General features: G+C 63.4%; 9 protein-coding genes. 5 read left to right on the top strand and 4 right to left on the bottom strand.

Translation table 11 applies throughout. The features are described from left to right. Positions 1-355 (top strand): DUF371 domain-containing protein (locus tag BG842_RS26010; RefSeq protein WP_069453057.1); only part of this gene is annotated, 355 nt, incomplete at its 5' end. A 54-nt stretch (positions 356-409) separates the two neighbouring features. Continuing rightward, a complete protein-coding gene (gene nth, locus BG842_RS26005) occupies positions 410-1,216 on the top strand; it encodes an endonuclease III (RefSeq protein WP_069453056.1) in 807 nt (268 codons plus the stop codon). A 12-nt stretch (positions 1,217-1,228) separates the two neighbouring features. Here the strand turns inward: nth and BG842_RS26000 are convergent, their stop codons facing one another. Continuing rightward, positions 1,229-1,636 carry a DUF5518 domain-containing protein gene (locus BG842_RS26000; RefSeq protein WP_254663498.1) on the bottom strand — a complete coding sequence of 136 codons (408 nt, stop codon included), beginning with the start codon at positions 1,634-1,636 and terminating at the stop codon, positions 1,229-1,231. 117 nt (positions 1,637-1,753) lie between these two features. Beyond that, positions 1,754-3,145: an NAD-dependent succinate-semialdehyde dehydrogenase gene (locus BG842_RS25995; RefSeq protein ID WP_069453054.1), complete on the bottom strand. Its 1,392-nt coding sequence runs from the start codon at positions 3,143-3,145 to the stop codon at positions 1,754-1,756. A gap of 263 nt (positions 3,146-3,408) precedes the next feature. On the opposite strand from BG842_RS25995, the gene BG842_RS25990 reads away from it, so the two are divergent. Then, positions 3,409-4,275, top strand: coding sequence for a cation:proton antiporter (locus tag BG842_RS25990; protein ID WP_254663497.1), 867 nt, complete (start codon positions 3,409-3,411; stop codon positions 4,273-4,275). Then, on the top strand, positions 4,272-4,529 hold the full coding sequence (locus BG842_RS32340) for a hypothetical protein (RefSeq protein ID WP_254663496.1): 258 nt from the start codon (positions 4,272-4,274) through the stop codon (positions 4,527-4,529). Before BG842_RS25990 ends, BG842_RS32340 begins: the two co-directional genes overlap by 4 nt. Positions 4,530-4,664: 135 nt before the next feature. Here BG842_RS32340 and BG842_RS25985 read toward each other — a convergent pair whose 3' ends face one another. Beyond that, complete coding sequence (locus tag BG842_RS25985; RefSeq protein WP_069453053.1) at positions 4,665-5,192, bottom strand: hypothetical protein; 528 nt, start codon at positions 5,190-5,192, stop codon at positions 4,665-4,667. Between the two features lie 61 nt (positions 5,193-5,253). Between BG842_RS25985 and BG842_RS25980 the strand changes: the two genes are divergently transcribed. Next, positions 5,254-5,601, top strand: coding sequence for a DUF192 domain-containing protein (locus BG842_RS25980; protein WP_069453052.1), 348 nt, complete (start codon positions 5,254-5,256; stop codon positions 5,599-5,601). Positions 5,602-5,609: 8 nt separating this feature from the next. Here the strand turns inward: BG842_RS25980 and BG842_RS25975 are convergent, their stop codons facing one another. Beyond that, complete coding sequence (locus BG842_RS25975; protein ID WP_007981810.1) at positions 5,610-6,038, bottom strand: CopG family ribbon-helix-helix protein; 429 nt, start codon at positions 6,036-6,038, stop codon at positions 5,610-5,612. Positions 6,039-6,181: the final 143 nt, after the last annotated feature.

Genomic DNA, 6,181 nt, shown 5'->3' with positions numbered 1-6,181 from the left:
GTTCGAAATCACGACCGACGATTTCCTCACACCCGCGGGCGACTGCATCCTCGCCATCGAGGCCGACCGCGCGCCCGCCGACTTCGACCCCGACTTCGTGGACGCCTGCCGAGACGAGGACGCCACCATCACCGTGACCGTCGAAGCGGGCGACCACGCGGAAACCGTCACCGGCCGCGGCCATCCCGACCTCGAATTCGAGAGCGCCCGAAGCATGGTCGGGCGCACCAGCGACTACGTGGACGAACGGACGTTCGTCGTCGGCTGTGAGTTCGCCGCCGAGGGGTTCGACCGCGACCTCGTACGCGCACTGGCGGACGGCGCGGAGGCCGTCGTCACCGTCGAAGTCGAGTAGTCGCTCGCCCGACGGCCCGATGGTTTTTCTTCGATTGCGCACCGAGACCACTCCATGAGCGACGACCCGGAACCCGCCGAGAACATCAGCGGCGGGGCGGACGGCGGCGGAATGGCGACCGAATTCACGCCCGCCGACGCCGAGACGCGAGCCGAGGAGGTCGTGGACCGACTCGGCGAACTGTACTGGCAGAAGACCTACGGCGGACAGGACGCCTTCACCTGCCTCGTCCGAACCATCCTCAGCCAGAACACGAGCGACGTGGCGAGCCAACCCGCACACGACGACCTCGTGGCGCGCTACGGCGGCGGGGACCTCGCCGAAAGCCTCGCCAACGCCGACCACGGCGACCTGGCCGACACGATTCGCTCCGCCGGACTCTACAATCAAAAGGCGGACGTGATAATCGAGTCGGCCGAGACGGTTCTCGCCGACTTCGGGAGCGCGGCGGCGTTCGACGAGTTCGTCCGTGAGGAGGAACCGAACGAGGTTCGGACCGAACTGCTGGACATGAACGGCGTCGGGCCGAAGACGGCCGACTGCGTGCTCCTCTTCTCCGGCGGCCAATCGGGCGTCTTCCCCGTGGACACGCACGTCCACCGAATCTATCGGAGACTGGGTATCGCGCCGCCGGACGCCGACCACGAGGACGTGCGGGAAGTGCTGGAGCGCGAGGTTCCGGCCGAGAAATGTGGATTCGGGCACACGGCGAGTATTCAGTTCGGACGGGAGTACTGCTCGGCGAGAAAACCCGCCTGTCTGGACGGGGCGGAGGCCTGTCCGATGTTCGATTTGTGCGAGCAGGTTGGAGTTGATGTAGAACGAGGTGAGGTCGTTGACCCGGCGGAATCAGAGCGGTGAAACCGGCCGTCTCTACCCGGTAACTGGTGTCGGTTTCCCCGAACCGAGCTTTCGCGAGAGCCACTCCCCGGTCATCGCGGCGATTGCTCCGGAGAGACCGACCATCAGGGCAACGAACGCTACCAGTACGAACACGACGAGTACCTCCAAGACCCCGAAGGACATCGGCTGGTCGAACCGTAAAATCGCACCGATTGTGGGAATCGCATTCCACAAGATCGGAACTGAGCCAACCAATCCGGTTTGGAACCCGATACGCTGCGCCTCCTTCTTTCCGCCAAGCGTTACCACTCCACCGACCAGTCCGGGCCAGAAGATGACGCCGAAGTCCAGTGCGCTGGACCCCGGGGAGTTGATCAGGACGTACGCGGATGAAATGAGTCCGGCAGGCAGCGCGTACGCCCACGGATGAGCCGTCACGAATTCACGGAGGTTTCTAATCACGGGGTTGTTTGTATACTATACATTCGTGCATGCATATATTTGTTGACGAGCAAAACTAGTTACCCCTTCCGATAGCGAGAATCGTCCGATTCTCTACTCCACCCCACCCTCGGAATGCGACACGTCCGACACCCACGTGGTCTTCTTGTTGACGAACTCGTGAATCCCGTGCTCGGAGAGTTCGCGGCCGTAGCCCGAATCCTTCACGCCGCCGAAGGGGAGGCGGGGGTCGGATTTGACGAGTTCGTTGACGAACACCATTCCGGCCTCGATTTCCCGGGCGACTTCCTTCGCCCGTCGCTTGTCTTGCGTCCAGACGCTCGCACCGAGTCCGTAGTTGGTGTCGTTGGCGCGCCGAATCGCCTCCTCGACGTCCGAGACGCGGAACACGGACGCGACGGGGCCGAACAGCTCCTCGCGTGCGGCGGGGCTATCCTCGGGGATTTCGGTGAGTACCGTCGGCGGGTAGTACGGTCCGTCCCTGTCGAGCGGTTCGCCGCCGAGTTCGACGGTCGCACCCGCGTCCACGCTCTCCTCAACCTGCTCGTGGAGGTCGTTCATCAGGTCCTCGCGGGCCTGCGGACCGATGTCGGTGTCCTCGTCCATCGGGTCACCGACGGTCAACGACTCCATCTCCGCGGCGAATTCGTCCATGAACTCGTCGTACACGTCGTCGTGGACGACGAAGCGCTTGGCCGCGATACAGGACTGGCCGCTGTTGATGCAGCGGGCCCGTGCACCCGTTTTCGCCGCGTCCTCGATGTCGGCGTCGGGGAGGACGACGAACGGGTCGCTGCCGCCGAGTTCGAGGACGGTCTTCTTGAGATGGCTCCCCGCCGTCTCGGCGACCGCGCGGCCCGCCGGTTCGCTGCCCGTGAGCGTCACCGCGGCGAGTCGGTCGTCCGCGATGACGTCCTCCATCTCCCCCGACCCGACGAGCAGGGTCGTGAACGCGCCGTCGGGGTAGCCCGCCTCCTCGAACACCTCCTGAATCGCCATCGCGCACCCCGGCACGTTCGAGGCGTGTTTGAGCAGGCCGACGTTTCCGGCGGTGAGGTTGGGCGCGGCGAACCGGAACACCTGCCAGAACGGGAAGTTCCACGGCATCACCGCGAGCACCGGTCCGAGCGGTTCGTAGGAGACGTACGACTCCACGTTCGGTTCCGTGCCGATGTGTTCGTCCTGCAGGAACTCGGCGGCGTGCTCGGCGTAGTAGTCACAGACCCACGCGCACTTCTCGACCTCCGACACCGCGCTCTCGATGGGTTTCCCCATCTCCTCGGTCATCGTCTCGGCGTACTCCCGCTTGTTCTCCCGGAGCACGTCGGCCGCGTTCGAGATGAGCCGCTGGCGCTCTTCTATCGGCTGGCGGTGCCACTCGTCGTAGGTGTCGGTGGCGCGCTGAAGCTTCTCGTCGACCGCGCTCTCGTCGTCCTCGTCGAACGTGTCTATCACGTCGCCCGTCGCGGGGTTGAGACTCTCCATACCTACTCGTGACAGTTCCCACGTGCATGTACGCTACGGCAGAACACGTTGGAGAGGTACGTGGGAGAGAAACGAGCTACCTAACGCGTCGTAACCGCCGTTTTCGACGGGAGAACGAACCGCTGGAAGGGACAACGACCCGTTTCCCCGCATACGCGGCACATACTTATGCGAGTCGCTACCGACCGTTCCCGTGACATGAATCGCCTGAGGAACGGGGAGGGAAGCACGGAAGCGAGCGGTATCGGGAGGCGTCGAGAATAATGGCGTCGCTCGAAATCTTCCTCGTCATCGGAGTGAGCCTGTTGCTCTCGCTCGTCCTGAGCGAAGCCATCGAACGACTCGGCGAACCGGGCTTTCTCGGGGAAATCCTCGCGGGCGTCGTCCTCGGCCCGTCCGTCGCCGTGCTCATCGCCAGTACGGCTGAGAACAGTCCGTTCATCCTCATCGCCACCATCGGCGGCCTGTTGCTCTTCTTCGACGTCGGCTACCAGCAGATAGATTTGAGCGACCTGCTCGCCGCGTTTCGCCCGGTGTTGATAATCGGGCTCTCGGGCGTCATCCTCCCGTTCGTCGTCGGATACATCATCGGGAGCTACTTCGGACAGGGGTTGGAATCGAGCCTCTACCTCGGTCTCATTCTCTCCGTCACGTCCGTTTCCATCGTCGTCAGGACCCTCCTCTCGCTCGACAAACTCGACACACAGTACGGGCGCTGGATTCTCGGCGCGTCCGTGGTGGACGACGTGGTGGGCCTGCTCGGCATCTCCATCCTTCCCCTGTTCTTCGTCAGCGGCGGCTTGATGGGGACCGCCTCCGCCCTCGGATTGGCCGCGCTCTTTTTCGTCGCCGCGGCGATTTTCTACCGATTCCTCCTCGACCCGGTGTCCGACCTGCTGTCGAAATCCCAGGTCGGGATGGCCGACTTTATCGGGATTCTGGGGCTGTTGTTCGTCTTCGGCTACGCCTCGGACGCGGTGGACCTCTCGTACTTCATCGGGGCGCTGACCATCGGGTTGGTCATCTCGACGAACAAGCGACTGGAGGGCAAGAAACTCCAGTCGAACGTGTACGGCATCGCCTACGGCGTGTTCATCCCGCTCTACTTCGTCGCCATCGGGCCAGAATGAACCTCGCCGACCTGACGGTCAACACCTTCATCCTCGTCTTCGCCGTCTTCGGTCTCCTCTCGAACTTCGTGGCTGGCTACGCCGGAAACATCATCGCGGAGGGCGTCGGGAACACTCGTTCATTCTGGGCTTCGCCCTCCTTCCCCGCTCCGAATCGGGAATCGCCATCGTTTCGCTCGGCGTCGCGCAGGGTATCGTCGGCAACCAAATCTTCGTGGCCTATCTGGTCGTCTTCGTCGTCTCGGTGTTGTTGACGCCCTCGTTGCTGAAGCGGGCGGTCGAACGGCCGAGCGGAAAAAGGCGAAGAAGGCGAAAAAGAAGGATGAAGGAACGGATACGGGGAGTTCGGGAACGTCGAAATCGACGGACACGAGCGGATAGGCGAACGTTCACTTCTCGCGGTCGTACCGCTCCGCCGCGGTTTCGAAGGCGGTTTCGGCCCGCTCCGTGCTCCGCCGTCCTTCCGCTTCCGCCATCGCCTCGGGGTCGGGATTCACGTCGTCGTCGATTCGCGCCCACGAGTTGTGGACCTTCGCGTGACACCAGCGACAGAGGTACACCGTGATTTCGTGCGAGAGCGTCTCGCCGCCCCCGGCGTAGGAGAGGTGGTGTTCTTCGAGGAGGGGTCGCTCGTCCGAGTGGGCCATCCGCCGCTCTTCGAGGCCGCAGCGGACGCACTGGCGGTCGTGATTTCGACAGCGAAAATGCGGGCAGTCGCGCCACGACCAGTCGCCGTCGGGGTCGGCGACGGGGCAGGCGAAGTCGTCCTCGCGGCGCTCGCGGGCGAACTCCGGGTCGTGTTGGGGATGGTCGAAGGCGTAGCGGCAGTTCCCCTCGTCGGTGAGGTGGTCGCAGAGTCCGACGTGCTCGTACGGGTTGTCCACGCCGACGGCGGTGCCCGTCGGTGTCTTCTCCATGCTGAAATCGTAGCGGCGCGCTCGCACAAACGTTTTGTCTTCTCCCTGAGGAGTTCCCGACGTGCGCGTCGTACACGAACCGGACGGACGGTCGGAGACGCTAGCGAACGATGTCGAGACGGCGGATTCGTTTCTCTCGCAAGCGAAGGGGCTGATGTTTCGCCGGTCGATTCCCGACGATTACGCCCTCGCGTTCCGGTTCGACGACGTGGACGCCCGCGACGTCCACATGGTGTTCGTCCCGTTTCCGCTCGACGCGGTGTGGACTGCGAAGGGGGAAGTCCAGCAGGTGAAACGGCTGTCCGCGTGGACCGGATTGGGAAAGGCAACCGCGGACGCGCTGTTCGAACTGCCCGCCGGAAGCGCATCGGACGTCTCGGTCGGCGATACGGTTCGGCTGGTCGAATAGAATATCGCTTACTCGGCGTCGGCCAGCGGACTGAACCCGTCCACGGGCGTCACGGAGTAATCGACGGTGAGCGTGTCCTTCGTGGCGCGAATCCGGCCGACGAAGGCGGAGATTTCCTCCAACGTCCCTTCGAGGACGAACAGTTCCATGCAGTGGTGATTGCCGATGTGGTTGTGAAAGTTCGAGGCGACGAGTCCCTCGTGTTCGTGACGGAGGTGCATCATCCGCTCCTCGACGTTGGTCGTCTCGTAATCGAAGAGCACGGTGACGATGGCCATCAGTTCGCGGTCTTCGAGGCGGCGGTCCTCGAACTCGCCGAGGAGGTTTCTGCTGGCCTCGCGGACGACTTCGCTCCGGCCGGTGTAGCCGTGTTCGTCGGCGAACTGATCGATTCTGGAGAGCAACTCGTCCGGCATGGAGACGCTGACGACGGTCATGTATTAATCCAGAACCCAAACGCTATTAGAATCTTGTTATCAGTATTCGAACTGGATTCGCTCGTTTTCGGGGTCCACCGTCACCTCGCCGCCGACCGGAATCGGCGCGACGGGGGCCGTGTGGCCGAAATCGAGGTCGAAGA

It is taken from the genome of Haladaptatus sp. W1, assembly GCF_001723155.1.
GTDB lineage: Archaea > Halobacteriota > Halobacteria > Halobacteriales > Haladaptataceae > Haladaptatus > Haladaptatus paucihalophilus.
The sequence above is the reverse complement of the archived record's forward strand: the minus strand, read 5'-3'. Positions and strand labels throughout refer to the sequence as shown.

What these genes read in the sequence shown, in the direction of transcription:
- BG842_RS25975 (WP_007981810.1), bottom strand. Translation starts at nt 6,038, where the DNA reads ATGACCGTCGTCAGCGTCTCCATGCCGGACGAGTTGCTCTCCAGAATC.
- BG842_RS32340 (WP_254663496.1), top strand. Translation starts at nt 4,272, where the DNA reads ATGAACCTCGCCGACCTGACGGTCAACACCTTCATCCTCGTCTTCGCC.
- BG842_RS25985 (WP_069453053.1), bottom strand. Translation starts at nt 5,192, where the DNA reads ATGGAGAAGACACCGACGGGCACCGCCGTCGGCGTGGACAACCCGTAC.
- BG842_RS25990 (WP_254663497.1), top strand. Translation starts at nt 3,409, where the DNA reads ATGGCGTCGCTCGAAATCTTCCTCGTCATCGGAGTGAGCCTGTTGCTC.
- BG842_RS25995 (WP_069453054.1), bottom strand. Translation starts at nt 3,145, where the DNA reads ATGGAGAGTCTCAACCCCGCGACGGGCGACGTGATAGACACGTTCGAC.
- nth (WP_069453056.1), top strand. Translation starts at nt 410, where the DNA reads ATGAGCGACGACCCGGAACCCGCCGAGAACATCAGCGGCGGGGCGGAC.